The organism is Nocardia sp. NPDC051787 (assembly GCF_040681325.1).
Lineage (GTDB): Bacteria > Actinomycetota > Actinomycetes > Mycobacteriales > Mycobacteriaceae > Nocardia.
This window is the reverse complement of record NZ_JBFAYO010000036.1, coordinates 31,434-58,073: the sequence shown is the minus strand read 5'-3', so window position 1 is coordinate 58,073 and position 26,640 is coordinate 31,434. Positions and strand designations below refer to the sequence as shown.

Below are 26,640 nucleotides of genomic sequence, written 5' to 3'. Positions count from 1 at the left end.
AGCTGGAGGCGAGCACCATGGTCATGTTGCGACCGTCTTGCTCGGACCCGGTTCCCACGAAACCGAGGTCGGCGACGTCGGACGCCGGCCGCTACAGCAGCCGGAAGCGGGCCCGGACACGTGGAACCCCGGGCTGATCGATATGCGCCGCACGAGCGGATGGTTCGGTTGGCCGGTGCCTACGGGCGGTGCTGAGCGAGTGCGATTCCCGAGCGGACTCGGCGGTTCCGCGACGAGCCGGTGCCTCGGCTGCGGATAAGCTCGGCTGGGTGACCGAGACGAGCCTGCTGCGAGGACCCATTCATGCCGTGCACGTCGAATTGGGTGCCACGTTCGCGCCGTTCGGCGGCTGGGAGATGCCGGTGTCCTATGCGGGGACGGTGACCGAGCATCAGGCGGTCCGCACGACGGTCGGGCTGTTCGACGTCAGCCATCTGGGCAAGGCGACCGTGCGCGGGCCCGGCGCCGCGGCGTTCGTGAATTCGGCCCTCACCAACGATCTCGGCCGGATCCGGCCGGGCAAGGCGCAGTACACGCTGTGCTGCGCGCCGGACGGGGGCGTGATCGACGACCTGATCGCCTACTACGTGAGCGACGACGAGATCTTCCTGGTGCCGAACGCGGCCAACACCGCGGCGGTCGTCGCGGAACTGCACAAGGCCGCGCCCGAAGGCGTCACCGTGACAGATGAGCACCGCGACTACGCCGTGTTCGCCGTGCAGGGCCCGCGCTGCACCGAGGTGCTGACCGCGCTCGGCCTGCCCACGGACCTGGAGTACATGGCCTACGCCGACGCAGAATGGGACGGTCGCCCCATCCGGGTGTGCCGCACCGGCTACACCGGCGAACACGGCTACGAGCTGCTGCCGCGCTGGGACGACGCCGAACCGTTGTTCCGCGCCCTGGTCGATCAGGTGCGCGCCGCCGAGGGACAGGTCGCCGGGCTCGGCGCCCGCGACACGCTGCGCACCGAGATGGGCTACCCGCTGCACGGGCACGAACTCTCCCTGGAAATCTCGCCGGTGCAGGCGCGCTGCGGCTGGGCGATCGGCTGGAAGAAGCCGGAGTTCTGGGGCAAAGCCGCGCTGGAGCAGGAGAAGTCGGCCGGTCCGCGCCGAATCCTACTGGGGCTGAAGGCACTCGACCGCGGCGTACTGCGACAAGGACAGGCGGTGCTGCGCGAAGGCGAGCCGGTCGGCGAAACAACCTCCGGCACCTTCTCGCCCACCCTCAAGGCCGGCATCGCGTTGGCCCTGCTCGACACTTCGGCGGCGATCGAGCCCGGCGCCGAGGTCGACGTCGACGTCCGCGGCCGTCGCCTGCGCTGCGAAGTCGTCCGCCCACCCTTCGTGGACATCAAGACCAAGTAGTCAGCGGCCACGCCGCAGGTTGGTGCCGCGCGCGGACACGGCAGCCGTGCGGATCGTCAACGAGGTCGGCCGGACCGCTGCCGCGCCGGCGCGGCCAGGGAGGGTGCGTTGGCAATTGAGTGCGGGGGTGACCGAGACACCGACCGAGCGAGTACGGCGTGGACTGCGGTGATCGCCGCTTCCGCCGCGCGGGCGCGGCGGGCGGTGCGGAGTGGGGAATCGGCTGGACCCGCAACGCCGCGGACCGACCAGCGGGCGGCCGTTGGGCAATTGAGCGCGGCGTGCGACCGGGCAGTTACCTGGCAAGTAGGGCGTGGACCGTGAGTAGATGGCCGAATCGGTCCGGATAGGATCGTCGGCATGACCGTTGCCGCACAGTTCACCCGTGTTCCGCATCCCGCGCCCGTTCCGGCGCAGCGGCGACAAGAGGTACTGGCGGCGCCTGGGTTCGGGCGGTACTTCACCGACCACATGGTCTCCATCGATTATGTCGACGGCGCGTGGGCGAACGCGCGGGTCGAGCCGTACGGCCCGCTGTCGTTGGATCCGGCGACGATGGTGTTCCATTACGGCCAGGCCATCTTTGAGGGACTCAAGGCCTACCGCCAGAGCGACGGCAGCGTCTCGTGCTTCCGCATCGACGCCAACGCGGCGCGTTTCCGCAGGTCGGCTCGTCGCATGGCGATGGCCGAGCTGCCCGACGAGCTGTTCATCGAGTCGGTGCGGCAACTGCTCGAGGTCGACCGGGACTGGGTGCCCGCTGCGGGTGGCGAGGAATCGCTGTACCTGCGCCCGTTCATGTTCGCAACCGAAGCGGGCCTGGGCGTGAAACCAGCCGCCTCGTACAAGTACCTGCTGCTGGGTTCCCCGGCGGGCGCGTACTTCCCGCGCGGTGTGAAGCCGGTGCGCGTGTGGCTGTCCACCGAATACGTGCGCGCCGCGCCGGGCGGCACAGGTGAGGCCAAGGTCGCGGGCAACTACGCCGCCTCCTTGCTCGCCCAGGCCGAAGCCTCGGCGAAGGGATGCGATCAGGTGGTGTGGCTGGACGCCTGCGAGCGCCGCTATGTCGAGGAGATGGGCACCAACAACCTGTTCTTCGTCTTCGGATCCGGTTCCGAGGCGCGCTTGGTCACCCCGGAGCTGTCCGGCTCGCTGCTACCGGGCATCACCCGCGACTCGCTGCTGACTCTGGCCGCCGACTCCGGCTACCCGGTCGAGGAGCGCAAGATCTCCGTGGAGGAGTGGCGCAAGGGCGCCGAATCCGGTGAGATCACCGAGGTTTTCGCCTGCGGCACCGCCGCGGTGATCACCCCGGTCGGTTGGGTCCGTTCCGGCGAGGGCGAGTTCACCATCGGTGGCGGCGAGCCCGGCGAGGTCACCATGGCCCTGCGCGATACCCTCACCGGCATCCAGCGCGGCACCTTCGCCGATATCCACGGGTGGATGCGCCGGATGTGACTCAGCCCGGCATGAGCATGTGCCACTGCTCCAGGGTCTGCGGGCGCATGACGTAGTTTTTGTCCCGGACAGTGGACAGTGCCGCGTTGGGCTCCTCCGAATACCAGTGGCCGGGGTAGACCACCGGGTCGCCGGCGAGTCCGGCGAGGTAGCGCAGGCTCCGGAACATTTCGTCCGAGTCGCCGCCGGGGAAATCGGTGCGGCCGCAACCGTCGACGAACAGGGTGTCGCCGGCGATCAGCCGGTTGTCGAACAGAAAGCATTGGCTGCCCGGCGTGTGCCCCGGAGTGTGGAGTAATTCGATGTCGAAAGCGCCGACGGTGACCTTGTCACCGTGCTCGTGACCGGTCAGCTCGCTCTCGGCTATCCCGGTGACGCCGGCTACCCACGGCAGCTCTTTGGCGTTGACATGCACTGGGACGCTTGCCTTTTCGAGCAGTTCGCGCACGCCGCGCAGGGTGAAGCCGAGCATCGTGCCGCCCACGTGGTCGGGGTGGTGATGGGTCGCAAGCACTCCGCTCAGCCGCAGTCCGTCTCCTTCGGCGATGTCCACCAGGTCGCCCGCGGCGTAGGCCGGATCGACCACCACGCATTCGCCCGTCTCCCGATCGCCGATCAGGTACGCGAAGTTGCGCATCTGCGTCGCGATCGGATCGCCCACGGCGTAGTCGCGTCCCGACAACAGCTGGCGAAAGTACAGGCGCTCAGAAGACATACCGGTTACCTTATTGCCCGACCCAGACGCTTCGCGCGCCACGGCCGGAAAAATTTCAGTGGCCCAGACTCTGGCCCGGTCCGAACTGGATCGATGTTCAGGTGCGGGACCGGTCAGACGGAGAGGGACAGCACCGCCGCGGTGAGCGCCACCGTTGTTTCGACGACGGCGCCGAGGACGTCACCGGAGAGCCCGCCCAGGCGCCGGGCGCAGTGGCGGACGAGGACGGTCGAGGCGACCAGTGCGACGACCACGGCGACGGGACCGAGCCACGGGCAGTCCGGGACAGCCAGGACCGCCGCGGCGACGGCGGCCACGGACCAGCACGCTGAAGCGAGTGCCGATTGAGTATTCGCGACCAGGACGCCGAATGCGGTGCCGGGAGCGGCGGCGATACCCCGGCAGGCGAGCACTACGGCGACGCGACCCGTCGCCACGGCGACGATCACCGCCGACCAGCGGCCTGCGTCGGCCAATGCGGCGAACGAAAACGCTTGCACCCCAATGGTGAACACGATTCCCGCGACCCCGAATGGTCCGGCCCCGCCGCTCTTCATGATCTGCCTGGCCCGTTCGGGCGGCCCGTAGCTGCCGAGCCCGTCCATGGTGTCCGCGAGCCCGTCGAGGTGCATGCCCCTCGTGACCAACGCCAGCGAACCGACTACCAGCAACCCGGCCAGCGAAGCGCTCGCACCAGCCCAGGTCAGCACCCAGAGCAGCGCCGCTGCCCCCGCCCCGAGCAGCACCCCGACCATCGGCGCCAACAGAATCGCGCGTCCAGCCGCCCGATCGATATCATCCGGCCCACGCACCGGCAGTACCGTGAGCCACGAGACCGCCAGCCGAACCCCATTCACACCGACCCCCATCCAGGACAGGACGCCCCCAGTTCCCGCCCGACGAGTGGCACACGGCTGCGGCAAAACGCGAGAAGGCCCCTCCAGGGTGTGCCACTCACAGAACCCGCACTCGATGAGTGGGGCTGGGTGTCGCTGGCGCGGGAGGGCTTCACTTGCGGAGGTTCGGGGCGGGGGTGGAAGGTTCGGGGTCGGCGGTGCTGACGCCCGCTTCGGCGAAGGTGGACATGTCGGCGAGGGCCGCGACGGCCGAGCGGAGGATGGGCAGGGCGGTGAGGGCGCCGGAGCCTTCGCCGAGGCGCATGTCCAGGTCGATCAGGGGCTCCAGGCGCAGATGCCGGAGCGCGAGGGCATGCGCTGGTTCGGTGGAGCGGTGGCCCGCCAGCCACCAAGCGCTGGCGCCCGCGGCGAGGTCTTCGGCGACCAAAGCCGCTGCCGTGACGACGACGCCGTCGAGAATGACCGGTGTGCGCCGGGTGGCCGCCTGGGCAAGGAAGGCGGCCATCGCCGCGAAGTCGGCGCCGGCCGCGACACGGAGGAGTTCGACCGGTTCCTTCAGCACCGGCCGGGCGCGGCGCATCGCGTCCCGAATGGCGGCGACCTTGCGGATCCATCCCGCGTCGTCGATTCCGGTGCCGCGGCCCACCGCGGCCACCGGTTCGGTGTTGGTGAGGGTGGCGATGAGCACGGTGGCCGGGGTGGTGTTGCCGATGCCCATGTCGCCCGCGATCAGCAGGTCGGCGCCCGCGTCGATCTCCTCGTCGGCGATGGCCCGGCCCGCGGCGATGGCCGACTGGACTTCCTCGTCGGTGAGCGCGTCCTCGCGATCGATCGTCCCGCTGGAGCGGCGCACCTTGTGCTTGGACACCTGCGGGTCGGTGTCGGCGTCGACCGAGATGTCCGCGACCCGCACCGTCGCACCCGCCACGGCCGCGAGCGCGTTCACCGCGGCACCGCCACCCAGGAAGTTCGCCACCATCTGCGCGGTGACCTCGCTCGGATACGCCGACACCCCGTGCCGCGCGACGCCGTGATCCCCGGCGAACACGACGACACGGGCGCGCTCGAATTGCCTCGGCGGGCAGGCGCCCTGGCACGCCGCCACCCAGTTGCCGAGCTTCTCCAATCGGCCCAGCGCCCCACCGGGTTTGGTCAGTTGCGCCTGCCGCTGCTCGGCGGCCGCACGAAATTGTGCGTCCGGAGGCGCTACCGGTCCGAATCCGTGCGTCACTATCGAGCCTTTCCGGTCATGGCGGGTCCCGCCGACTACGCCGCCCAATCTTGCCATTGCCCATCCCCGTCGTCGGCCGGACCGCACACGGCGAACCGGCTCCCTCCCGTCTTCCGGACGTGGTGGCCGTGGGTTCCTTGGAAGGGTTCGCCCGAGGACGCACGGTGGGGTGCCGAGCGCCCCACCGGACTGGCCGGCTGCTCGCTGCCGGGCAGGTTAGGCGAGGTAGTCGACGGCGGCGAAGGGCGTGCCTGCGCCGGTGCGGGCTATTTGAGGCGGAGGGGGAGACCGGCGACGACGAAGTAGGCTTCGTCGCAGGTCTGTGCCAGGCGTTGATTGAGGATGCCTATCTCGTCTCGGAACAGGCGGCCGGAGCGGGTGGCGGGGATGACGCCCATGCCGACCTCCGGTGTCACGATCACGAGGTCACCCGGGTAGGCGGCCACGGCCGCGACGAGGGCGTCGGTGTCGGGGGAGATCGTGCCGCGCGGTGCCTCCCACGCCTCACGCGCATCGATGCGGGCGGTCAGCCAGGTGCCGATGTCGTCGATGAGCAGGACGGACGGTCGGTTCGTGGATTCGGCGAGAACCTTTGCTGGATCGGCGCTTTCGACAGTCGACCAGTTCGCCGGTCGCCGGCTGCGGTGCTGGGCGATCCGTTCGGCGAAATCGTGGTCGTCCGGGTCGGGCACCGCGGTGGCGAGATAACGCACGGCCCCTCCGGCCTCATCCGCGAGATTCTCCGCGAATGCCGACTTCCCGGACCGCGCACCACCGAGGACGAGGATGCGGCGCGGCGCTGCTGGCGAGGAACTGTGCGACACGGGTGGCACCGTATCAATCGGATAGCGGTCGGCCGGGTGCGGTTCTAGTCGACCCCGAGGGTGACTTCGGTGGATTTGATGAGGACCGTGACCGGGGAACCGTCGGCGAGTTGGAGGTCGTCGGCGGCGTCGCGGGTGATCGCGGAGGTGATCTCATCGCCGCCGGTCAGGCGCACACGGACGACGGCCATCGCTTCGCCGCGGGTGACCGAGACGACTGTTCCATGCAGTTGGTTACGTGTGGAGAGTCGCATGTCCGCGATCCTACGTAGCGGGGTGCTGATTGATCGGAGGTTCGGGCGCCGGGTGTCGGTCGGGGGACATGCTCGGCGTAGTCCTGCTCCGCCAGGGCCGGGTTGCCGAAGGTCACGGCAGCGTGCCGGGCGGGGCGGGGTTCCGCAATGAAGGGGTCTGCGGTTTCGCAGGGCGCTCAGGCTGAGGTCTCCGCCGCGCTATCCGTGCTCCGGCCGAAGCGGCGGCGGTACTCGGTGGGGGCGATGCCGACCAGGCGTTGGAAGTGGTGGCGCAGCAGGGCGCCGGAGCCGAAGCCGGAGCGGGTGGCGATGTGTTCCAGGCCGAGCCCGGTTTCCTCTAGCAGTTGCTCGGCCAGCAGAACGCGCTGGTTGGTGAGCCATTTCACCGGGGTGGTTCCGGTCTCGGCGGCGAAGCGGCGGGCGAAGGTGCGGGTGGACATGTTGGCGCGGGCCGCGAGTTCCTCGACGGTGTGCGGCAGGTCGAGGTGTTCGTTCATCCACTCCAGGATCGGGATGAGGCTGTCGGAGGTGCACGCCGCGACGGGACGTTCGATGAATTGGCGCTGCCCGCCGTCACGCTGTGGCGGCACCACCATGCGCCGCGCGATCGCGTTGGCCACGCCGCTGCCCAGTTCGCGCCGCACCAGATGCAGGCAGGCATCGATGCCCGCGGCGGTGCCCGCGCTGGTGATCAGATCGCCCTCGTCGACGAACAGCACGTCCGGGTCGACGGTGGCCTCCGGGTACTCGGCGGCGAGTTTCTCCACATAACGCCAGTGTGTGGTGCACTTGCGTCCGTCGAGCAGCCCGGCCGCCCCGGCCAGGAAGGCTCCCGAGCAGACCGTGAGCACGGTGGCGCCTGCGGCCGCCGCGTCTCGGACGGCCGCGACGACGCGCGGATCGAATTCGCCCCTGACCGAGGCGGCCGAGATGGCGACCAGATCGGCCTTCGCCAGCTCCGCGAGCCCGTAATCCGGTGTGACGGTGATCCCCGGACTGGTGGAGCGCAGCGGGACGCCGGGCTCGGCGCCGCACACCCGGAAATCGAAGGCGGGCAGTCCGTCGGCGGTGCGATCCAGGCCGAAAACCTCGCAGATGACCCCGAATTCGAACATGGCCATACGCTCGGACAGCACCACGGCGACCTTTGACAGCATGCCCGTCAGTCTACTGGCCGTATTTTTACGAACATTGTCTGTACGGCCACTTTCGGCGGTAAATCACTGACCGCAAAATTACTGCCATGGTTACTTTTCTCGTTTCCCTGGCGGTCATCGTGGCCGTCGCCGCGCTGATCGCCCACAGCACAGGCCGCGCGGGCTCGTCCGATGTCATCGACCGCGACGCCGAGCGGCTCCGGTCCGAGCTGGCGGCGATGGTCGGCCGCGCCGCCCACCACCGCTGAACGCCCGGCCTGCCGCGAAACTACACAGCGTCGCCAGGGCCGACCCGGGGCTTCGGCGCTCGCATCTTGCGGATCTGGGAGGCGCGCACGAAGGCGTACCAGCCCAGCCGGTATCCGGTGTCGGTGGTGTCCGGGAACCGCTCCCTGACCCGGTTGTTCACCACACGGCCGAGCAGGACGCCCTCGATGATCATGAACGCCATCATCACCAGCATGGCCAGCGTGACGATGGTCTGCAGCGCGGGCGCGACGAACATCGACAGGATCAGCACCAGCGCCATCGGCATGAACAAGCCGACCAGGTTGCGCCGGGCGTCGACGATGTCGCGGACGAAGGCCCGCACCGGCCCGCGGTCGCGAGGCAACAGATACTTGTCCTCGCCCGCGAGCATGCGGGCGCGCCGGTCCTGGGCGGCGGCACGCCGTTCGGCGGCGGCCGCCTTGCGCTCTTCCTTGCTGCCGCGCACGGCCTTGCGCCGGGCGCGGGCCTCCTTGGCGGTAAGCGGAGCGGGTGCTATCGGGCCGCGGCGCTTGCCTTGCGCGTCACGGCGTTTCGGGGTGGGACGGCCCTTGCCAGCGGTAGCCGTTGGCGCAGTGCGGGTGGTACCTGCGGCCGAGCCGCCGTCCGTGACCACCGTCGATTCGGCGGTCGCGTCGGTGGTGCTGGACTCGCCGCGACGGAACAATTTCACAGCGACCAGGCTATTCGATGGGCTGCGTGGCGGGAAACGCGGTCCGATTCGCGGGGAGTGTGCGGGGTCACGGAGGTTGCGTGCCGCGGCGGACCGGGTGGTGGCAAGATGGGGGAATAGCAGCCAGCCGAGTGGTGTTGACCGACACGACCCGTGCGCTGTTCACGGGTCGACCATAGGTTCCTCGAGGAGAGTTCATGACTGTGCAGAACGAGACCGCCACCCACGGTGTGACTCTGACCGACGCCGCCGCGGCGAAGGCGAAGGCACTGTTGGACCAGGAAGGTCGCGACGACCTGGCGCTGCGGATCGCGGTGCAGCCGGGTGGTTGCGCCGGCCTGCGCTACCAGCTGTTCTTCGACGACCGCGCGCTGGACGGCGACCTGACCGTCGACTTCGGTGGCGTCCGGCTGGCCGTCGACCGGATGAGCGCTCCGTACGTGCAGGGCGCCTCGATCGACTTCGTCGACACCATCGAGAAGCAGGGCTTCACCATCGACAACCCCAACGCCACCGGCTCCTGCGCCTGCGGCGACTCCTTCAACTGAGGGAGGTCCCGGCCGCCCCCGAGAGGCTGGTCCGAACGGGACACCTGATCTCGTGCGGACATGGGTAACTCGCCGGGAACGCCCAAAACTGAAGCGGCACTAGCGCAGTACCGAACACGGATCCTGCGCCACGCCACTGGTACGGCCTGAAGATCCGGAGCGGCGGATCGGCTACGGTAAAACTGGACTCGCGTCACGGTAAGAGCGGGACGCGAGTCCGGTCTTGACCGCCTGCCGCCTACCGTTGAAGGGCTCAGCCACGTGTCCATCGCCGTTTCCGCGTCCATTGCGACCGACCATCTCATGCGTTTCCCCGGACGGTTCGCCGACGTACTGCTGGCCGATCAGCTCGACCATGTGTCGCTGAGCTTCCTCGTCGACGATCTGCAGATCCGCCGCGGAGGCGTCGGCGGCAACATCGCCTACGCGATGGGCCTGCTCAACCGCACGCCCCTGCTGGTCGGCGCCGTTGGCGCGGATTTCGGCGAGTACCAGGCGTGGCTGGAATCGCGCGGGGTGGACTGCTCCACCGTGCTGGTCTCCGATCGCGCGCACACCGCCCGCTTCGTGTGCACCACCGACGACGACATGGCCCAGATCGCGTCCTTCTACCCGGGCGCGATGAGCGAGGCCCGCGACATCTCCATCGCCGAACTCGCCGAGACGCGCGAACTCGACCTGGTCCTGGTCGGCGCCAACGACCCCGAGGCGATGCTGCGCCACACCGCGGAGTGCAGGGAACTCGGCATCCCGTTCGCCGCCGATCCCTCCCAGCAGCTGGCCCGCCTGGACGGCGACCAGTCCGTGCAGCTGATCGAGGGCGCCGCATACCTCTTCACCAATAAATACGAGTGGGCGCTGCTGCTGCAGAAGACCGGCCTGAGCGAGGAAGAGGTCGCGCAGAAGGTCGGTATCCGCGTCACCACGCTGGGTCCGGACGGGGTGCGGATCGTCGATGCCGACGGCACCGAGGTGACCGTCGGCGTGGTGCCCGAGCTGGAGAAGGTCGAGCCGACCGGTGTCGGCGACGCGTTCCGCGCGGGCTTCCTCACCGGCCACACCGCCGGGCTGAGCCTGGAGCGCTCCGCGCAGCTCGGCTCGCTGATCGCCGTGCTGGTACTGGAGACCATGGGTACCCAGGAGTGGACGCTGAACAAGGAGACAGCCCTCCAGCGCTTGTCCGACGCCTACGGCCCCGACGCCGCCGGCGACATCAAACCCCTGCTGTAGCCGCCTCTCCGGGTATTCAGGCCGTACAAGCGGGTGGCGCGGGATTTGCGTTCAGGTCCTGCGTTGGGTGCCGCTCTAGTTCTGGGCGTACACGGTGAGTTACCCATGTGCTCACGAAATCACTTGTTGCGTTCAACAGGGGTGACTCGCCGTCGATGACGGCGGCGGGTCACCCCTGGTTGTCGCGTTATGGGGTTGGCGGCGGCTACTGGCGCAGTCGCCGGCTACTTACAGCGAAACCGGGTACACCGGCTCCTGGATCTCCGGCTTGATTCGTTCCTCGACGAAGATGCCGTGCCACACCATGAACACCAGCAGCGTCCACAGTCTGCGGCTGTGATCGGCGTTCCCGGCGCGATGGGCGACCAGCATCTCGCTGATCGCGGGCTTGTTCAGCAGGTGGCCGGTCTGCGACTCGGCGATCTGCTGCTGGGCCCAGTCGTAGAGTTCCGTCCCGCGCAGCCAGTGCCGCAGGGGAACCGGGAAGCCCAGCTTGGCGCGGTGCAGCACGTGCGGCGGGACGATGCCCTCCAGCGCCTGGCGCAGCGCGTACTTGGTGGTCTCCTTGGTGATCTTCTGGTCGAACGGCAGGCCCTCGGCCACCTTCAGCACCTCGGCGTCCAGGAAGGGAACGCGCAGCTCCAGCGAGTTGGCCATGGTCATCTTGTCGGCCTTGACCAGGATGTCGCCGCGCAACCAGGTGAACAGGTCCAGGTGCTGCATGCGGGCGACCGGGTCCCAGCCGCGCGACTGGGCGTACAGTGGCGCGGTGACGTCCTGGTGGGTCCATTCGGGCCGGAACTCACGCAGCACGGCGCGCAACTGGGCGTCGTTGAAGCTGCGCGCGTTGCCGTAGTAGCGCTCCTCCAGGGTGAGCGAGCCGCGGTGCAGCAGGCTCTTGCCCCTGGTGCCTTCCGGGATCCGGTCCGACAGCTTGCCTGCCAGCCTGCGCAGCCCGCGGGGCAGTTTCTCGAAGGGCTTCAGTGACAGCGGCTCGCGGTAGATGGTGTAGCCGCCGAACAGCTCGTCGGCGCCCTCGCCGGAGAGCACCACCTTGACGTGCTTGCGGGCCTCCTTGGCGACGAAGTACAGCGGGACCAGCGCCGGGTCGGCGACCGGGTCGTCGAGGTACCAGACGATCTCGGGAATCGCCTGGGCGAACTCGGCGGGGGAGACCACCTTGACGACGTGCCGCGCGCCGATCGCCTCGGCGCTCTCGGCGGCCACGTCGACCTCGGAGTAGCCCTCGCGCTCGAACCCGGTGGTGAAGGTGATCAGCTTCGGGTTGTGCCGCATGGCCAGCGCGGCGACCGCGGTGGAGTCGATGCCGCCGGACAGGAACGAGCCGACGGTCACATCGGCGCGCATGTGCTTGGCGACGGAGTCCTCGAGCGCCTCGGCGATCTCCCGGTAGCGCGCCGCGGCGGAACCGGGGGCGAACGGACGCACCGGGAACTTCGGCGTGAAGTATCGCGTGATCGTCGGCGCGGCACCCGGGCGAACGGTGGCGTAGCTGCCCGATTCGAGCCTGCGCACGTCCTTGTGCAGCGTCTCCGGCTCCGGCACGTATTGCAGCACCGTGTAGTGCTCCAGCGCGCGCGGGTCGAGCGCGTCGCTCAGCTCCAGCGCGGGCAGCAGCTCCAGCAGGCTCTTCTTCTCGCTGCCGAACGCCGTGCCGCCTGGCCCGGTGGCCAGGAACAGCGGCTTGATGCCGAACGGGTCGCGGGCGAGGAACAGCTCTCGGGTCTCGGTGTCCCAGATCGCGAAGGCGAACATGCCGCGCAGCCGCCGCACCGCCTCCGGTCCCCAGTAGTGGAAGGCCGCGACGATCGCCTCGCTGTCGCCCTCGGTCTGGAAGATCTTGCCGCCCGGGAACTCGGCGGCGTGCGCCTCGGCGAGTTCCGCGCGCAGCTCCAGGTAGTTGTAGATCTCGCCGTTGAAGGTGAGCGCGTAGCGCTCGGGCTGCTCGGGCGGGCCCCAGCGCAGCGGCTGGTGGGAGTGCTCGATGTCGATGATCGACAGGCGGTTGAACCCGAAGATCAGGCGCTCGTCGTGCCAGGTACCGCGCTCGTCCGGGCCGCGGTGGCGCACGCAGTGTAAGGCTTCGTAGACCTGCTCCACCGTGCCAGGTGCTGCCTCGTCAGATGCCAGGAATCCGAGCAGTCCACACACGGCGTCGGCAACCTCATTTCTCGCAGTCGGGATACGCGCTCACCGGACGGAGCGCAGGGGGACGAAATCCAGTGTCCGAGTATGCCCCAGATAGCGCGTTCGCGCGTCGTGCGCACCGGGCCCGGCCGGAAGCGCTGGTGACGGTGACCCGCCCGCGCTCGGTGAGGTGTCGAAGCGGACCCGACGACAAACGGGGCGTCCGTTTGGTCTACGCTGCGTAGTACTCAGGTCTCTCTCAGGCGACCCGCGCGAGAAAGCGCAGGCCCGGAGGGTGCCCTGAAACGAGCTTAGGACGTATCGTCAGGGCCGATCGCAGCCCTGACGATGCACTGTCGGAATGTGTGGCGACCAGGAAGGCGTGAGCGTGGCGCACAAGGCGAGCGAAGAGATCGGGGCACGACCCGTGAAGGGTCGGCGGTATTCACCCGCCCCGCCGGCTCCGCCGGCCAACCGTCCCTCAAGCCGCATCCTTCGGCGGGCCGGGCTGGCGGTGTCCTTGGGGATCACCGCGCTGCTCGTCTCGGGCTGCTCGATCGACAATGTTTGGCTGCGGTTCGGCTGGCCCTCGGGTGTCACGCCGCAGGCCACCAGGATGCGGGAACTGTGGACCTGGTCGGTCATCGCCGCGCTGGCGATGGGCGTGCTGGTCTGGGGCCTGACCTTCTGGACCGTCGCCTTCCACCGCAAGAAGGCGGACTCGCCGGAGTTCCCGCGCCAGACCGGCTACAACGTGCCGCTGGAGCTGACCTACACGGCGATCCCGTTCGTCATCATCGCCGTGCTGTTCTACTTCACCGTGGTCGTGCAGAACTACGTGCACGAGAAGGTGAGCAACCCCGACGTCACGGTCGACGTGACCGCCTTCCAGTGGAACTGGAAGTTCGGCTACCGCAACGTCGACTTCAAGGACGGCTACAAGTTCGACGGCATCGACACAACGCGTGAGGCGCTGAGCCAGGAACAGCTCGAGGCCTACGAGGAGCGGACCGAGAACGGTCACCCGCGGCCGGGTCCGGTGCACGGCAAGCCGGAGAACGACATCCTGTCCTACCTGCACTACGACAAGGTCGAGACGATCGGCTCCAGCAGCGAGATCCCGGTCCTGGTGCTGCCCACCGGCAAGGTGATCGAGTTCCAGCTCGCCGCCGCGGACGTGATCCACGCCTTCTGGGTGCCGGAGTTCCTGTTCAAGCGCGACGTGATGCCGAACCCGAAGGAGAACCAGTCCGACAACGTCTTCCAGATCACCAAGATCGAGAAGGAAGGCGCGTTCGTCGGCCGCTGCGCCGAGATGTGCGGCACCTTCCACTCGATGATGAACTTCGAGGTCCGGGCGGTGACGCCGGAGAAGTTCACCAAGTACCTGGACGCGCGCCAGGCGGGCAAGACCAACGCCGAGGCGCTCGAGTCCATCGGTGAGTCCCCCGTCGCCACCTCCACCGAGCCGTTCAACACCAAGCGCGACGTCAAGAGCGCGGCCCCGGCCGAGAGCAAGTGAGGAATTGATCTGACATGAAGATCGAAGCGCGGATTTTCGAACTGCTCACGGTGTTCTTCATCGTCGTGGCGGTGGTCTACGGCTTCTTCACCGGCCAGTCGCGCACCGGGGTCGAGTGGGCGGGCACCACGGCCACGGTGCTGACCGCGGGCCTCTCGCTGATCATCGGCACCTACTTCCGGTTCGTCGCACGCCGCTTGGACCTGCGCCCGGAGGACTACGAGGACGCCGAGATCGTGGACGGCGCCGGCGACCTGGGCTTCTTCTCGCCCGGTAGCTTCTGGCCCATCACCCTGGCCGCCGCCGGTTCGGTGACCGCCATCGGCCTGGCGTTCTTCCAGTTCTGGCTGATCGGCATCGGCGTGGTCTGCGTCCTGGTCGCCGCGGCCGGGCTGGTGTTCGAGTACTACCTCGGGCCCGAGAAGCACTGATCCGAGAACTAATGCAACGGCCCCACCAGAAATCTTGGTGGGGCCGTTTCGCGTGTCCGGTGCGCGGGCGGCTCGAAGGCATCCACGAGGCAGATCGGTGGTGAGGGCCGATTGAGCAACGGCATCATCAGGGCCTTCGTCCAGGTCCTGAACGATCTCAAACGGCTGACCAGTAGAGGAGCCGAGGACCTCGCGGGCATCCCCACAGACGCAGCCCGCGTTGTCCGGCAAGTCCTCGATGAGCACTCGCACGGCGACGTGGAGGGCGCCCTCGCGATCCGACGTCAATGGTCCAGCGATGCCGGTCCCGGGCAGAATTTGTGCTTTCCACCGCCGGACCGAGCGACGTTGACCCCGGCCAGACAGACGCTCGAAGCCGAACTGAGGCAACGATTCGGCGAGAATGGACCGACCGACGAGGAATTGGCTGACTTCATATCCAAGCGGTGGCTGTCCCGGCTGGAGCAATACGCCATCATCGACCGGAGAATCGACGAAACAGCGGCTTCTCTCGGCCGAGACAGCGCCGAGTTGCGTGAGCAGATGCGGCGAGAGCTGAAGGATGCGCTCGACGGGAAGCAGATCGCTATCCGTGTCCGCGACGACAATCTCGTGGCCATCCTCGAGGAGGGGCGAATCAGGGGATCACGCAACCCGGTCGGCCATCGCGCCCAAGCCGAAGCCGAGTGGTTCGGCCCACACGTCCACGAAAACCCACCCGTCTACGGATACATTGCCGTGGACGGCGTGCGCCCATCACAAGATGGCACCATCGATGCGCTGTCGGAGCTCGACTACGGTGACAATCAGATCTTCCTGAAGCCAGAAGTGCGGTCACGTACGACCATCACGTTCGGTGACTCGCTGGTGGAGATGGAGCGGTCGATACCCTCCCCCCTGGACAACCCGTCGGAATATTCCTATGGCGTCGGAGTGAACGATATCCCTCCTATCGACCGCGACTATCTCGGAGCGGATTTTCGCGCCAAGCACTTCATCGAAGCCCAGATGTTCGATGTCACAACAGCAGACATCGATTTCATCGGGTTGCACCAGCCACCCGGCGAAGCATTGCGACAGGCGCTGGACCAGTCCGGGACCGAATGGCGGGTTCTCAACAACCAGACGATCGCGGCGGAGGGCAGCGCCGCGGAACGAGCAGCCGCAATCGAACGGACGACTCAGGACTTGGAGTATCTTCGCGATACAAGCCCGTTACTGCGCTCGCATGTCGAACCCCTGAAAGCCGAGCTGTCGGCCGACCTGCGTGCACTGAACGATGCCGCCGCAGGTGACTGACCGGGCGCAGAATTCGGATAGCCACACCTCGACGACCACGCGAACCGATGGCCGTGACCTCGACCGGCCTGAGAACTACCGAAACGGCCCTACCGGCGACCCCAGCGGGGCCGTTTCGCGGATGAATAGGCGGCTCGATGCCCCGTGGTTACATCTTTTTGATTTCCATGTTCGGTCCGCGGTTGTCTACGGCCATCACCACGGCACCGGGCCCTCTTCGGCGAAGAGTGCGGCGGTCGGACCGTCCGGGCCGAGTGTGGCCAGGCGCACCAACACGGCGGCGCCTTGCGCAGGTGTGAGGAACCCGGTGTGGTTGTTGCTGTCGGTGTCGACGTAGCCGGGGCAGCCGGCGTTGACGAGGAAGCCGTCCTTGCGCAGCTCGTTGGCGTACTGCACGGTCAGCGCGGTCAGCGCCGATTTGGACGGGCTGTACGCGGCCGACGGCAGGAGCGCGGCGAAGGGGCCGTCCGGGTCGCTGGCGAGGGTCAGTGACGCGGCATGCGAGCTGACGTTGACGATGCGCGGCGCCAGCGAGCGCCGCAGCAGCGGCAGCATGGCGTTGGTCACCGCGATCACCCCGAAGACGTTGGTCTCGAACACCGTGCGGACCATGGCCAGGTCGACGGTGCTGGGAACCTGATCGTAGGCCGCCTGCGGATCGACCTGCCCGGAGCCGGTGATACCGGCATTGTTGATCAGGATGTCGAGGTGGCCGAAGCGTTCCTCGATCTGCTCGGCGGCCTGCTGGATGGTGGTCGGGTCGGTGACGTCCAGCATGACCGCATGCCCGTCGCTGCCCACCCCGCGGAGCGCCGCAGCAACCTCCTCGCCTCGCCGCGGATCCCTGGCACCGATCAGGACAGTTATGCCCAGCGCGGCCAGTTGCTCGGCAGCCGCCCGCCCTATGCCCTTGTTCGCCCCGGTAACCAGCGCGATCTTTCGGTCCGAGGTGTGCTGTTCTCCAGTTGTCATGGCTGCGTCCTCACTGTGGGAGCTGGGTGTTTCGAACGAACACCAGATGCCGATGACCGCGTTCTCGTGACAGAGCGACGATGTGACGTACGCCATCGGTTGTGGCTGTCACAGAACGGGCCCGGCCGGCATCCACTGCATGTGCCGAAGTGGGGAACGAACAGACAGGATCCGCTCATGAGCAAACCCATGGACCGCGCCACGCAGGCGTTCGTCGGCCACCGCAATCTGCTGTTCACCGTCGCCTACGAGATGCTCGGCTCGGCCGCCGACGCCGAGGACGTCCTGCAGGAGACGTGGTTGTGCTGGGCCGACGTCGACCTCGACACCGTGCAGGACCAGCGCGCGTACCTGGTCCGGATCGTCACCCGCCGAGCGCTGATGCAGCTGCGCACCCTCGGCCGCCGCAGGGAGTCCTACATCGGCCCCTGGCTGCCCGAACCCTTGCTCACCGCGCCCGAGGTCGCCGACGACGTGGAGCTCGCCGAGAGCGTGTCCATGGCGATGCTGCTCGTGCTGGAAACGCTCGCACCGACCGCGCGGGCAGTATTCGTGCTCCGCGAGGTCTTCGACCTGTCCTACGACGAGATCGCCCAAGCCGTCGACAAGAGCCCGGCCGCAGTCCGCCAGATCGCCCACCGGGCACGCGCGCACGTCGCCGCGCGCCGACCGCGCGCGATCGTCTCCCCAGCCGAGTCACGAGACGCGCTCGCCGCGTTCCAACGAGCAATCGAAACCGGCGACCTCCAAGGACTACTCGACAGGCTCGCACCTGACGTCGTTCTCCTCACCGACGGTGGCGGGCTCGCGCAGGCCGCCTTGGCTCCGGTCGTGGGCGCCGACCGCGTGGCCGGCGTGCTGAGCAAGATCGCCGCAGCATCACTCGAGTCCGCACACGTCAACGGATACCCAGCGCTGATCGTCCGGTACAACGGGCAGATCGACACCGTCGTGGCGGTACAGGTCGACGCCGGCCTCATCACCGGGTTCTACGCCGTGCGCAACCCCGAGAAGCTGTCGTACATGCAGCGGGAGACTCCTGTGAGCCGCTGATCCCTCGAAATGCCACCACCGACGGACGAACAGGTGCCGCTGGAGTGCCGAAGTCGCGATCGCTCTCGGAGCGTCATGCTCGGTTATCCGATTGCAGTACAACGAAGTTCGGTAGACGACGGGTGCCCGCGGTCAGTTCGAAGGACAGATCGCCGTAGCCGAGTGAGAGTTCGGCGAGTTGTTGCCATGCATAGTGGATGTGCGGCTGCTGTGTGTCGCGGTTCAAAGCGGTGTGGGCAAGTACTGAATACCTCGCGAGGCGGTCGACCACCGCGCCGACCGTCTCGGTGTGCATGTATGCCGCGCCCGATGGCTGCGGCAGCGCGGACGCGACCCAGCGGTCCAGGTATCGAGTCAGCCTCGTGCGATGGAAGTCGATTTCCTCCCGTGCCGGATACGGAGTGTCCAAGCGTGCTTCGTGGAGCGCGGCAAGTTCATACGCCGTCTCGAGGAGCGGATGAGGCAGCCGGATGTTGCCTGTGCATGCTTCGAGCACAAAGTTTTTCGAAGGCAGGAGTGGCCTGGTCTCCTTCACCGCTCGCTCCCCTCGCCGGATGGGTGGCGCGTGTCCCGTGTCAGGGCGCTGAGCCCGTCGAGAACCTGTTGAAATGTCTGGGCTTTCGGCATGCCTTCCGGATGCGGTCCGTGGTCGCTGTCGACGGCGGGGAAGGCGATGCCGCGCAGATATGCCCGTTCGCGTGGGCTCAATTCCGGCGGTTTGACGCGGCCGTAGTGGACGAGGGTGCAGTATGCGGCCCACTTCCATGCGCAGCGATCAATCCGGCACGTGCGGTGCCGCTGCATTTGCCGGTGCGCCAACTCGATCTCGGCGAGGCCGCAGATGCTCGGCGGGGTGACGAGGGTGACTTCGTTCATCAGGCCGCACCGATCCCTATGCCGGATGCCGAACGCGCCCAAGTACATTGCGGTGAAACCGTTTCCAGGTCATAGCCCGCATCGCAGATCAGCGCGGGCTGGTTGTCCACGTGCGCCAGATCGAACACGACGATGATCTCGACGCCGAGCCCAGCGGCCATGCCGAGCGCGTACCGGATCGGATCGCGCTCGTCGGCTGATGGTCGGACCGTGTAGACGTACTGGTAGCCCAGCGTGCGGGCGTGCCGCTGCACCTCGTTCGCATGACGCGGCGCGTGCAGTCCGGACACGTCGCCGCGCACGAACCCAATGGCTTTCGGCCGGCCGGTCGTCGGCGGCGCGATGATGTCGGTGGTCGGTGGTTTGATGATGTTGGTGTAGGTCATGCGTTCCCCCGGAACTCGATCGGTGGGTTGGTCTGTGCGGCGTCCGGGCAATTGGCACCCAACGTGCGTTGCCTGCTGGGCTAGTTCGTGGGCGGCAGAAAACTGAGGCGGTGCAGCCGAAGTTGTTGTAGTTACGGCCAATTGGGTGTTGCCAAGTCCGAAACTCGTGTTGTGCGAGCCGAACGCCATGACCAAGCACACCACCGGATGCCGCGCGGAATCAGCAAACTCGGGAACCCGAGTCGAATTGGCTCATTTACCCACGACTCGACCCACGTGCGCGGTACAACAGACCCACTTGCCAAGCGCAGGTGATTCGAGTTCACGAACGAGGGGATAAGCGTGAGCAGCAAAGACGACGAAGAGGGCCCGGCCTCGACACTGCCCCGGCGACAGCTCGGCCGGTTCCTCCGGGACTGGCGCGAGAAGGAAGCGTTGACGATCGACGCGGCGGGCAAGCTGGCGGACCTGTCGAGGTCTGCGCTCCAGAGAATCGAGACCGGGCGGAACCAGCGGATTCGCAAGCAGGACGTGAAAGCCCTGTGCGAGTTGTACGGTGTCCCTCCCGAAGAGGCGAGGATGGCTGTCGATCTGTCGGCGCTAGCCAGGCGGAAGAGCTGGTATCACGCCTACGGCGGGCTCTTCTCCGACACTTTCAACATGTATCTCGGGTTGGAGGCATCAGCGCGACGGCTGACGCAGTACCACGAACAGATCCATGGCCTCCTCCAGACACCCGACTACGCACGGGCACTGATCTCGGCGTTCTATCGTGGCGGCGATCCGGACGAGATCAACCGCCGCGTCGAATTGCGTATGAAGAGACAAGCCATGATCACACGCAAGAGGAACCCGCTGGAATTGGAGCTGCTTCTGCATGAGTCCGCGCTGCACCGAAACATCGGCGGCCCCAGGGTAATGGCTGCTCAGCGCCGACACTTGGTCGAGGTGAGCAAGCTCCCCAACGTCACGGTACGGATTCAGCCGTACGAAGCTGGATCAACCTGGGGCATCCTGCACGGCCCCTTCAGCATCATGGAGTTCGAGACGAATGCCAAAGGCAAGCCCGTCGAACCTCCAATCATCTATCTCGAAGGAGGGCCGTCAGCCGATGTCTACCTCGAGAAGCCGGAGGAGGTGCAGCTCTATAGTGAGCTTGCCTCGGACATCCGAAGCTCGTGCTTGGATGAAGTGAGAACCCGAGAACTGATACGTCGGGTGACGAAGGAGTATGAGAAGTGAGCGTTGGTCTATCCGGTGTGGATTGGTTCAAGAGCAGCTACAGCGAGACAGGCGGGCAGTGCGTAGAGGTTGCGTGGCTGCCAGGCGGCGACATCGGCGTTCGTGACTCGAAGAACCCGACCGGTCCGGCGCTGGTCTTCACCCCGGGGGAGTGGGACGCTTTCACCGTAGGCGTGAACGACGGCGAGTTCAACCAGCCCTGACGATCGCGTGGGGGAACCGCGTAGTTCGCTGCGGTGGATGTCGGAGGTGGGAACATGAGTATCGATTCGTGCGGAGCTACTTGGTTCACGAGCAGCTACAGCGGCAGCCAGACCGATTGCGTGGAAGTGGCGTGGCTCGACGGCGTCCGGGTCGGCGTCCGGGATTCGAAGAACCCGACCGGTCCGGCGCTGCTGTTCAGCCCTGGCGAGTGGGCTGTCTTCACGGCGGGTGTCATCGACGGTGAGTTCGTACGCGCGACCGAGAAAGCGCCTGCCTGAGGTGGGCGGCCGTCTGCTTTCTGCCGAGGAAGCCACTGAGCTCTGGGCGGCGTGGACTCCCGCCGAAGTCGCGGAGCGAATGTCGGGTGTCACGGTCCCGTGGTGCATAGCGGCTGGGTGGGCGCTCGATCTGTTCACCGGAGGAGACGCCCGGGAACACAGTGATCTCGAAATTTCCGTCCCACAAGACAGATTCAGCGAGGTTGCCGCCGCTTTCCCTGGCTTCGAGTGGGACGTCGTCGGCGACGGCCGAGTCTGGTCGTTTCCGGCGGAGGCGGCGAACCAGCATCAGACCTGGTTACGGGAACCGGCGACCGGGCGCTATCGCCTCGACGTGTTTCGTGAACCGCACGTAGGCGATCGATGGGTGTGCCGCCGCGACCCGTCGATCACCCTGCCGTACGACGAACTGATTCTCCACACCAGCGAGGGCATTCCCTATGTAACTCCGGAGGTCGCGCTCCTGTTCAAGGCAAAAGCACGGCGCGACAAAGACGAAGCCGACTTACGGCGTGTGCTGCCCGCGATGGACCGATCGCAAAGGTCCCGGCTATCCGATTGGCTGTCTCGGGTCCACCCCGGCCACCCGTGGCTCGGGGAAACCTTGATTGCTTGACGCGTCAGCTGCCCGAGGCGGTTCGCCAGCCGTTTCGTTCGAAGAAAAAGGCGTCAACACCAGCGAAAGGGGTGACGCAGTCCGAGGGTGAGGTGATCGATCCGCAGAACAACTCGGTTCCTTCGGACCAGCCATCTGCCTGGCCCGGCTCGGCCAGTACCCGCACCCTGCCCCCGACCCGCCTGATATCAAGGTGCAGGTGGAACGTAAGAAGTTGCTGGAGCCGACACTGACGGAGTTGCCGCACGGGCCGCATGGCCTTGCTCGTGATCTGGTGACCGGGTCGCAGCGGCAGCGGCTTTTGTACGGGGTGACGGTTGTCGTCGCGGATCGTGGCTATCTCACCGTGACGATCGCGGATATCGCTGCGGCGGCCAAGGTTTCGCGCCGTACGTTCTACCAGCACTTCCCGGATAAGGAAGCGTGCTTCCTCGCCGCGGCCGAGACGGGCCGGGATCTGATGATCGAGCATCTCGAACGCGTGATGAGGCAGGTATTCGCCGAACCGGTGGAGCCGTTCGAGGCTCTTCGGCGCGGTATTCGCGAATATCTCACCCTATTGCGTGACGAACCGTCGTTCGCCCGCTCGTTCTATCTGGAGACCGCCGTGGCCGGGTCGCGCGCGATCGAGTCATTCGAACGATGCCAACGCTGGTTTTCCGGATTCATCCGATCGTGGCGTGGAGCGGCGGGCCTAGTCGATCCATCGGTCCCGGATTACGCGTACATGGCGGTGACCGATGCGACCAACGAGGCCGTCCGCCGAACCCTCCGGGCCGGAGGCGACTTGCTCGAGCTCGAGGACACCGTGCTGTACATCCACCGCGCGCTGCTCGGTTCGGCGACGTCTGCCGCCGACGGATGACACTTTCCAGACCAACTCGACCCGTCGAGTGGGCTTGCTCCGGCATCGCGCGAAAGTCCGCCGCTGCCAGGAAATCGAGCGGCTGTTGCCACGGCGAGCTCAGAAACCGTTGGGGTGATGGGAAAGCCAGCTCGCATGCCGATGCATCAGGGTGTCACGTTCGGCGGCAGTGGGCAGCAGAACATCCGCGCCGCCGTCGTAGGGATGGTGAATCCGTTCCAAGGACGAATCACACATCATGACCCCTGCGGTGGCGTCGTCGGCGACGGCGCGCAGAAGGTCATCGACAGCGCCGTGCTGCCAGGGGATCCGGCTGATGAACAGGTGGGTGTAGGAGATGAACTCGGCGTCGGTCTCGGCCGGGTCATTGCAGACCGAGGTCCAGTAGCGGGCACCGGGATGCCATTGTGCGTGGTCATCGGGCCGCGCGCCTGGCTCGGGACGGTTGGACCAGTCGCACGTGATGAGGTAGACCTCTTGCCCGGCGAACAACTCGTCCAGGACCGTGTTGTACCGATCGAGCACAACGCTGTACTCGCCAGCAGTTTCTGGATAGCGCTTCGACCCGGGCAGGCTATGGAACCGTACCCAACGATCCCGATAGGCATGCTCGAGCTCATCAGCCAACGGGGCACACAGCGGCCAACGTTGTTGCCAGAGCTCCAATAGATCGTCACCGCACATCCGTGCACAGTATCCGCACTAGGGCACGCTTCTGTCGTCTGGCCCGGTGAGGTCGCAGGAAGCATCGTCGCTGGTGTTGCCACCTTCGGAGACGATCCTCGCGAACACCTTCGCGCAGTTGGCCTGGGCGGTACCGGATGTGTTCCCCGTGATGGTGGAGTTCCGCAACATCACGGTGCCGACCGGAACATCGACCACATCCGTCACCTGGCGGGGGAGGGTGTCGAGGTAGGCGGGCGCCACGTTGATGCCGCCGCCCGCGTCCGAGGCACTGTTTCCGGTGATGGTGGCACGATCGAAAGTCACCACGCCGCGGCCCCGGACGTCTACGCCGCCGCCGCGTCCGGCGAATCCACCTGGGCGGTACCACACTCCGGGATTGATCACGCGGTTGTCGGAGATCGTCGAGTTGGTGAAGGTGCAGGTGTTATCGCATCGCACACCGCCCGCCTCGCCGGATCTGTTGCCGGTGATGGTCGTGTTTCTCGTCTGTAGGTCCGATCCCGGCACGTTGAAGATCCCGCCGCCGTACCCGGCGCTGTTGCCCCGGACCACGACATCATCGAGGACGAGGTTCGACGAATTGGAAATTCCACCGCCGCCGGTGTCGTAGTAGGGAATCTCGTGTTGTGCGGTGACTCCGCCGGTCACGGTCAATCCGGTCAACGTCACGGCCGCGGAGATACTGAGCACCCTGTCGATCGCATTGGCATCCAGTACTGTCTGGTCGCGGCCCGCACCACGCAGCGTTGTCGGCGCGGTGAGGTTCAGGTCGCCCGTGGTCGCATCCGGGTTGCGGCCCTGCACTTTCTGTGGGTCGGGAAGGATCGTCAAGACGTACCGTCCCTCGGGCACCACGACTGTGCTCCCTGGCCGGGCATTGGCCGTCTGAACTGCCGCGCGCAGTGTGCAAGTGCCGGCGACGGTACGGCATAGCCCGCTTTGTGGATCGGCCGCGACACCGTCTGCCGTGCTGTCGACAGTGATCACCGTTGGCGAACCGGGTGCGTTGTCGGCGTAGGCCGGTCCGGCGAATCCGCCTGCTGTTCCAACTATCAGGGCTGTGATGGCGGCGGTGCGCGCCGCCGTGGGAGATGTGCTCGTCCTCATGAAGTCTCTGATCCAATTCGCGAACATAGAGTAGGGTACGACCGCGTATAAGTGGGGTACGCGAGCGTCTACCACTATGGCGCAGAGTGACACCACACGGGGGCGTTTCCGGCAATCCGCCTGGCAGTTGGTGATTCGCCTTAGTCCGGGGCATGTCGAGATCGGATCGTCGTCAGGCCAGCTGGCGGATCAGCTTTTCGATGCCGTCTCCGGTCACCTGGTCGAGCATGGCGGTGCGGCCGGTGATCAGTAGCAGGATGGCTGTGATGGGTCCGCGGATTTCGCTGCCGTTGCCGTATTCCCAGCCGATGTCGTTTGCGCTCAGGTGGATTCCGTCCAGGCGGTGGCGGTCCCACACCGGCCACCCGACCTGTACGGCCCGGTCGGCCGCCGCGGCGGCCGCGGCGGGCGGGACGGCGATGCTGCGACCGAGCGGGATCGCGATGTCCTGGCCGTGGACCATGGTGTCGAACAGGATATTGCGGTAGTTGGTCAGTTTCGGCAACCGTCGCGAGTCCGCGTTCGCGCGAATTTGCGCAACAAGCTCGGATGCTGGGCGATTCGCGTGGCGGGTGGTCAGGTCGTGGATGAACCGGTTGTAGTCGCCGCGGGCTCGCAGCCCGATGCCCAGCAGCACGGCCGGTGATGGCGGGTCCGGTGTAACCGCGATATGGGCGGCCACTTCACGGATGCGCCAGCCCGCGCACAGCGACGGCGTCTCCCATTGCTGTGGTGTCAGATCGGCGAGCAGATCGGCAATCGCACGGCGCTGCTGCTCGATGATCTGCCAACACGTTTCGCGATCCACGGCAACCCCTATCGACAGTGGCGGCCGATGTCGGTACCGGTAGGGACTTGTGGGCCACCCTCTGTGAGTTTAGTAAGATACACTGACTAGTGTGGTCAGCTTCTCTTACTAAGTCAAGGGGTGAGATGTCCGAGGACGAGACGAACGCGGGCCTGCTGATGTTCGTCGCCTATCGATCCATGGAGGAGCGAGTCTTCGCTGCGCTCGCCGAGGCGGGCTACGGCGACATCAGTGTGGCGCAAGGCCGTTTGGCGGCCAGGATCGCGCCGGAGGGTAGCCGGATCACCGAGTTGGCCGAGCAGGCGCAGGTCACCAAGCAGACCGCCGGTTTCCTGGTCGATCAGCTCGAACGTGCGGGCTATGTCGAACGAATGCCGGACCCGCGCGACGGTCGAGCCCGCCTGGTGCGTCTGTCGGAACGGGGACGCGGGATGGCCGGCTACGCCAACGAGATCGCCGACAACGTCCAGGCCGAGTGGGCCGCGCATCTCGGTGCGCGACGCATGCGGAACCTGCGCGAGGCTCTGACGCGGCTGAGGGAGATCACCGACCCCTACGCCTGATCGGGAGCGAGTTCTCTCGCACCCGAGCCGCGCTACGAATCGTGCCGATCATGTGCCGTGATGCCGAGAACGGCGAGGAAGGCGGTCGCCGCGGGCGTGCGGCTGAAGCGGCTCCAAATGACGTACTCGACGCGGGCCGGAGCGTCGGCGACCTCGATGGTGACTACGCCGGCGAGCTGGGGCGCGTAGGCGGAGGGCAGCATGGCCACGGCGAGGCCAGGCTCGACGAGACGAGCGATGTAGTCCGCGGTGGTCACTTCGAAGGCGACGTCACGGTCGAGACCAGCGGCGGAGAATGCTTGGTCGGATTGGATACGTCCGGCTGTCCCGGCCGGAAGATCCACGAATACCTCGGAAGAAAGCCTGCGGAGGTCGACCGTTGATCGGCCGGCGAGGGGATGATCCGGCGCCACCACGGCGACGAGGCGGTCCCGGGCGAGTTCGTGGGCTGCGACACCGCGGGGTCGCGCGGTGGTCGGCAGCCCGAGGAAGGCCACGTCGATGGCTCCCTGCTCGACCCGCGCGGCGAGGTCCTCGCTCGCGCCCACGCGCAGGCTGATGCGCACGTGCGGGTACCGCTGGCGGAAGTCACGCAGCGCGCCCGGGATATCGACCGCGGCGACGGTCGGGATCAGGCCCACGGCAAGCCGTCCGCGTACCTCCCCGACCGCCGCGGCGACCTCGGCGGCCGCGCGTTCGGCGGCGTCCAGGCACTGGCGGGCGGCCGGGAGGAATGCCGCACCGGCCGGTGTCAGCCGCACCCGGCGGCTGGTGCGCTCGAAGAGTTTGGCGCCGAGTTCCCGTTCCAGACGCGCGATCTGGTGACTGAGGGCGGACTGGACGACCAGACATCGTTCGGCGGCCCGGGTGAAGCTGTTCGTCTCGGCGACGGCGACGACATAGCGCATCTGCTGGAGCTCCATGGATCAATCGTGAATCAGGATTGATGGAGTGACAAACATGTGTTGGACTCATTGATCGCTGCTCGGTGAGATGGTG

Annotated in this window: 31 protein-coding genes and 2 pseudogenes; 15 read left to right on the top strand and 18 right to left on the bottom strand. The window is 66.9% G+C overall.

Features of this window, described 5'->3' with window-relative positions; genetic code table 11:
* Nucleotides 1-7 precede the first annotated feature (7 nt).
* Nucleotides 8-106, bottom strand: a pseudogene (locus tag AB0M45_RS29295) (translation initiation factor IF-3); the annotation flags it as partial.
* Nucleotides 107-269: 163 nt separating this feature from the next.
* On the opposite strand from AB0M45_RS29295, the gene gcvT reads away from it, so the two are divergent.
* A complete protein-coding gene (gene gcvT, locus AB0M45_RS29290; RefSeq protein WP_364335841.1) occupies nt 270-1,370 on the top strand; it encodes a glycine cleavage system aminomethyltransferase GcvT in 1,101 nt (366 codons plus the stop codon).
* Nucleotides 1,371-1,730: 360 nt separating this feature from the next.
* Nucleotides 1,731-2,828, top strand: a complete 1,098-nt coding sequence (locus AB0M45_RS29285) for a branched-chain amino acid aminotransferase (RefSeq protein WP_364335839.1) — start codon at nt 1,731-1,733, stop codon at nt 2,826-2,828.
* Between the two features lies 1 nt (nt 2,829).
* On the opposite strand, the gene AB0M45_RS29280 is transcribed toward AB0M45_RS29285, so the two are convergent.
* The 6 genes from AB0M45_RS29280 to AB0M45_RS29255 all read right to left on the bottom strand — a co-directional run bounded on the left by AB0M45_RS29280 (nt 2,830) and on the right by AB0M45_RS29255 (nt 7,866).
* Nucleotides 2,830-3,543 (bottom strand): MBL fold metallo-hydrolase, encoded by a 714-nt coding sequence (locus AB0M45_RS29280; RefSeq protein ID WP_364335837.1) that lies wholly within the window; start codon nt 3,541-3,543, stop codon nt 2,830-2,832.
* Between the two features lie 113 nt (nt 3,544-3,656).
* Entirely contained in the window at nt 3,657-4,400 is a 744-nt protein-coding gene (locus AB0M45_RS29275) for an adenosylcobinamide-GDP ribazoletransferase (protein WP_364335835.1), read from the bottom strand.
* 151 nt (nt 4,401-4,551) lie between these two features.
* Nucleotides 4,552-5,631, bottom strand: a complete 1,080-nt coding sequence (gene cobT / locus AB0M45_RS29270; RefSeq protein WP_364335833.1) for a nicotinate-nucleotide--dimethylbenzimidazole phosphoribosyltransferase — start codon at nt 5,629-5,631, stop codon at nt 4,552-4,554.
* Nucleotides 5,632-5,897: 266 nt separating this feature from the next.
* Complete coding sequence (cobU, locus tag AB0M45_RS29265; protein ID WP_364335831.1) at nt 5,898-6,455, bottom strand: bifunctional adenosylcobinamide kinase/adenosylcobinamide-phosphate guanylyltransferase; 558 nt, start codon at nt 6,453-6,455, stop codon at nt 5,898-5,900.
* A gap of 44 nt (nt 6,456-6,499) precedes the next feature.
* Complete coding sequence (locus AB0M45_RS29260; protein ID WP_364335829.1) at nt 6,500-6,709, bottom strand: TOBE domain-containing protein; 210 nt, start codon at nt 6,707-6,709, stop codon at nt 6,500-6,502.
* Between the two features lie 176 nt (nt 6,710-6,885).
* The gene (locus AB0M45_RS29255; protein ID WP_364335827.1) at nt 6,886-7,866 is read right to left on the bottom strand and encodes a helix-turn-helix domain-containing protein; all 981 of its coding nucleotides are present in this window, start codon (nt 7,864-7,866) and stop codon (nt 6,886-6,888) included.
* Nucleotides 7,867-7,952: 86 nt separating this feature from the next.
* Between AB0M45_RS29255 and AB0M45_RS29250 the strand changes: the two genes are divergently transcribed.
* Nucleotides 7,953-8,114 (top strand): hypothetical protein, encoded by a 162-nt coding sequence (locus AB0M45_RS29250; RefSeq protein WP_364335825.1) that lies wholly within the window; start codon nt 7,953-7,955, stop codon nt 8,112-8,114.
* Nucleotides 8,115-8,134: 20 nt separating this feature from the next.
* On the opposite strand, the gene AB0M45_RS29245 is transcribed toward AB0M45_RS29250, so the two are convergent.
* A complete protein-coding gene (locus AB0M45_RS29245; protein WP_364335869.1) occupies nt 8,135-8,749 on the bottom strand; it encodes a DUF3043 domain-containing protein in 615 nt (204 codons plus the stop codon).
* A gap of 254 nt (nt 8,750-9,003) precedes the next feature.
* Here AB0M45_RS29245 and AB0M45_RS29240 point away from each other — a divergent pair, with 254 nt between their 5' ends.
* Together AB0M45_RS29240 and AB0M45_RS29235 are read left to right on the top strand one after the other, a co-directional pair.
* The gene (locus AB0M45_RS29240; RefSeq protein ID WP_364335823.1) at nt 9,004-9,354 is read left to right on the top strand and encodes an iron-sulfur cluster assembly accessory protein; all 351 of its coding nucleotides are present in this window, start codon (nt 9,004-9,006) and stop codon (nt 9,352-9,354) included.
* Nucleotides 9,355-9,615: 261 nt separating this feature from the next.
* Nucleotides 9,616-10,584 carry a carbohydrate kinase family protein gene (locus tag AB0M45_RS29235; protein ID WP_364335821.1) on the top strand — a complete coding sequence of 323 codons (969 nt, stop codon included), beginning with the start codon at nt 9,616-9,618 and terminating at the stop codon, nt 10,582-10,584.
* 228 nt (nt 10,585-10,812) lie between these two features.
* Here AB0M45_RS29235 and asnB read toward each other — a convergent pair whose 3' ends face one another.
* Nucleotides 10,813-12,756: an asparagine synthase (glutamine-hydrolyzing) gene (gene asnB / locus AB0M45_RS29230; RefSeq protein ID WP_364335819.1), complete on the bottom strand. Its 1,944-nt coding sequence runs from the start codon at nt 12,754-12,756 to the stop codon at nt 10,813-10,815.
* Between the two features lie 364 nt (nt 12,757-13,120).
* Between asnB and AB0M45_RS29225 the strand changes: the two genes are divergently transcribed.
* The 3 genes from AB0M45_RS29225 to AB0M45_RS29215 all read left to right on the top strand — a co-directional run bounded on the left by AB0M45_RS29225 (nt 13,121) and on the right by AB0M45_RS29215 (nt 15,984).
* Nucleotides 13,121-14,254, top strand: coding sequence for a cytochrome c oxidase subunit II (locus AB0M45_RS29225; RefSeq protein WP_364335817.1), 1,134 nt, complete (start codon nt 13,121-13,123; stop codon nt 14,252-14,254).
* 14 nt (nt 14,255-14,268) lie between these two features.
* Entirely contained in the window at nt 14,269-14,685 is a 417-nt protein-coding gene (locus tag AB0M45_RS29220) for a cytochrome c oxidase subunit 4 (RefSeq protein WP_364335815.1), read from the top strand.
* Between the two features lie 111 nt (nt 14,686-14,796).
* Nucleotides 14,797-15,984, top strand: coding sequence for a hypothetical protein (locus AB0M45_RS29215; protein ID WP_364335813.1), 1,188 nt, complete (start codon nt 14,797-14,799; stop codon nt 15,982-15,984).
* A 195-nt stretch (nt 15,985-16,179) separates the two neighbouring features.
* On the opposite strand, the gene AB0M45_RS29210 is transcribed toward AB0M45_RS29215, so the two are convergent.
* Nucleotides 16,180-16,956, bottom strand: a complete 777-nt coding sequence (locus AB0M45_RS29210) for an SDR family oxidoreductase (RefSeq protein ID WP_364335811.1) — start codon at nt 16,954-16,956, stop codon at nt 16,180-16,182.
* Nucleotides 16,957-17,133: 177 nt separating this feature from the next.
* Here AB0M45_RS29210 and AB0M45_RS29205 point away from each other — a divergent pair, with 177 nt between their 5' ends.
* Nucleotides 17,134-18,009, top strand: coding sequence for an RNA polymerase sigma-70 factor (locus AB0M45_RS29205; protein ID WP_364335809.1), 876 nt, complete (start codon nt 17,134-17,136; stop codon nt 18,007-18,009).
* Nucleotides 18,010-18,082: 73 nt separating this feature from the next.
* Here the strand turns inward: AB0M45_RS29205 and AB0M45_RS29200 are convergent, their stop codons facing one another.
* From AB0M45_RS29200 to AB0M45_RS29190, 3 genes are all read right to left on the bottom strand, one after another.
* Complete coding sequence (locus AB0M45_RS29200) at nt 18,083-18,418, bottom strand: DUF4254 domain-containing protein (RefSeq protein WP_364335807.1); 336 nt, start codon at nt 18,416-18,418, stop codon at nt 18,083-18,085.
* Between the two features lie 122 nt (nt 18,419-18,540).
* Nucleotides 18,541-18,885: a hypothetical protein gene (locus AB0M45_RS29195; RefSeq protein WP_364335805.1), complete on the bottom strand. Its 345-nt coding sequence runs from the start codon at nt 18,883-18,885 to the stop codon at nt 18,541-18,543.
* Complete coding sequence (locus tag AB0M45_RS29190; protein WP_364335803.1) at nt 18,885-19,460, bottom strand: hypothetical protein; 576 nt, start codon at nt 19,458-19,460, stop codon at nt 18,885-18,887. The genes AB0M45_RS29195 and AB0M45_RS29190 overlap by 1 nt, the downstream gene beginning before the upstream one ends.
* A gap of 153 nt (nt 19,461-19,613) precedes the next feature.
* Between AB0M45_RS29190 and AB0M45_RS29185 the strand changes: the two genes are divergently transcribed.
* The 5 genes from AB0M45_RS29185 (at nt 19,614) to AB0M45_RS29165 (ending at nt 22,476) form a co-directional block, all read left to right on the top strand.
* Nucleotides 19,614-20,513 carry a helix-turn-helix transcriptional regulator gene (locus AB0M45_RS29185; protein ID WP_364335801.1) on the top strand — a complete coding sequence of 300 codons (900 nt, stop codon included), beginning with the start codon at nt 19,614-19,616 and terminating at the stop codon, nt 20,511-20,513.
* Nucleotides 20,510-20,716, top strand: a complete 207-nt coding sequence (locus tag AB0M45_RS29180; protein ID WP_364335799.1) for a DUF397 domain-containing protein — start codon at nt 20,510-20,512, stop codon at nt 20,714-20,716. The genes AB0M45_RS29185 and AB0M45_RS29180 overlap by 4 nt, the downstream gene beginning before the upstream one ends.
* A gap of 54 nt (nt 20,717-20,770) precedes the next feature.
* The gene (locus tag AB0M45_RS29175; RefSeq protein ID WP_364335797.1) at nt 20,771-20,995 is read left to right on the top strand and encodes a DUF397 domain-containing protein; all 225 of its coding nucleotides are present in this window, start codon (nt 20,771-20,773) and stop codon (nt 20,993-20,995) included.
* 79 nt (nt 20,996-21,074) lie between these two features.
* On the top strand, nt 21,075-21,611 hold the full coding sequence (locus AB0M45_RS29170) for a hypothetical protein (RefSeq protein ID WP_364335795.1): 537 nt from the start codon (nt 21,075-21,077) through the stop codon (nt 21,609-21,611).
* A 199-nt stretch (nt 21,612-21,810) separates the two neighbouring features.
* Nucleotides 21,811-22,476 carry a TetR/AcrR family transcriptional regulator gene (locus AB0M45_RS29165; protein WP_364335793.1) on the top strand — a complete coding sequence of 222 codons (666 nt, stop codon included), beginning with the start codon at nt 21,811-21,813 and terminating at the stop codon, nt 22,474-22,476.
* 99 nt (nt 22,477-22,575) lie between these two features.
* Here AB0M45_RS29165 and AB0M45_RS29160 read toward each other — a convergent pair whose 3' ends face one another.
* From AB0M45_RS29160 to AB0M45_RS29145, 4 genes and pseudogenes are all read right to left on the bottom strand, one after another.
* Nucleotides 22,576-23,001, bottom strand: a complete 426-nt coding sequence (locus AB0M45_RS29160) for a hypothetical protein (RefSeq protein ID WP_364335791.1) — start codon at nt 22,999-23,001, stop codon at nt 22,576-22,578.
* A 177-nt stretch (nt 23,002-23,178) separates the two neighbouring features.
* The gene (locus tag AB0M45_RS29155) at nt 23,179-24,018 is read right to left on the bottom strand and encodes a hypothetical protein (RefSeq protein WP_364335873.1); all 840 of its coding nucleotides are present in this window, start codon (nt 24,016-24,018) and stop codon (nt 23,179-23,181) included.
* Nucleotides 24,019-24,051: 33 nt separating this feature from the next.
* Nucleotides 24,052-24,270, bottom strand: a pseudogene (locus tag AB0M45_RS29150) (hypothetical protein); the annotation flags it as partial.
* A gap of 172 nt (nt 24,271-24,442) precedes the next feature.
* Nucleotides 24,443-25,078 carry a maleylpyruvate isomerase family mycothiol-dependent enzyme gene (locus AB0M45_RS29145; RefSeq protein ID WP_364335789.1) on the bottom strand — a complete coding sequence of 212 codons (636 nt, stop codon included), beginning with the start codon at nt 25,076-25,078 and terminating at the stop codon, nt 24,443-24,445.
* Nucleotides 25,079-25,203: 125 nt separating this feature from the next.
* On the opposite strand from AB0M45_RS29145, the gene AB0M45_RS29140 reads away from it, so the two are divergent.
* A complete protein-coding gene (locus AB0M45_RS29140; protein ID WP_364335787.1) occupies nt 25,204-25,641 on the top strand; it encodes a MarR family transcriptional regulator in 438 nt (145 codons plus the stop codon).
* 32 nt (nt 25,642-25,673) lie between these two features.
* Here the strand turns inward: AB0M45_RS29140 and AB0M45_RS29135 are convergent, their stop codons facing one another.
* Nucleotides 25,674-26,564 (bottom strand): LysR family transcriptional regulator, encoded by an 891-nt coding sequence (locus AB0M45_RS29135; RefSeq protein ID WP_364335785.1) that lies wholly within the window; start codon nt 26,562-26,564, stop codon nt 25,674-25,676.
* Between the last annotated feature and the right edge of the window lie 76 nt (nt 26,565-26,640).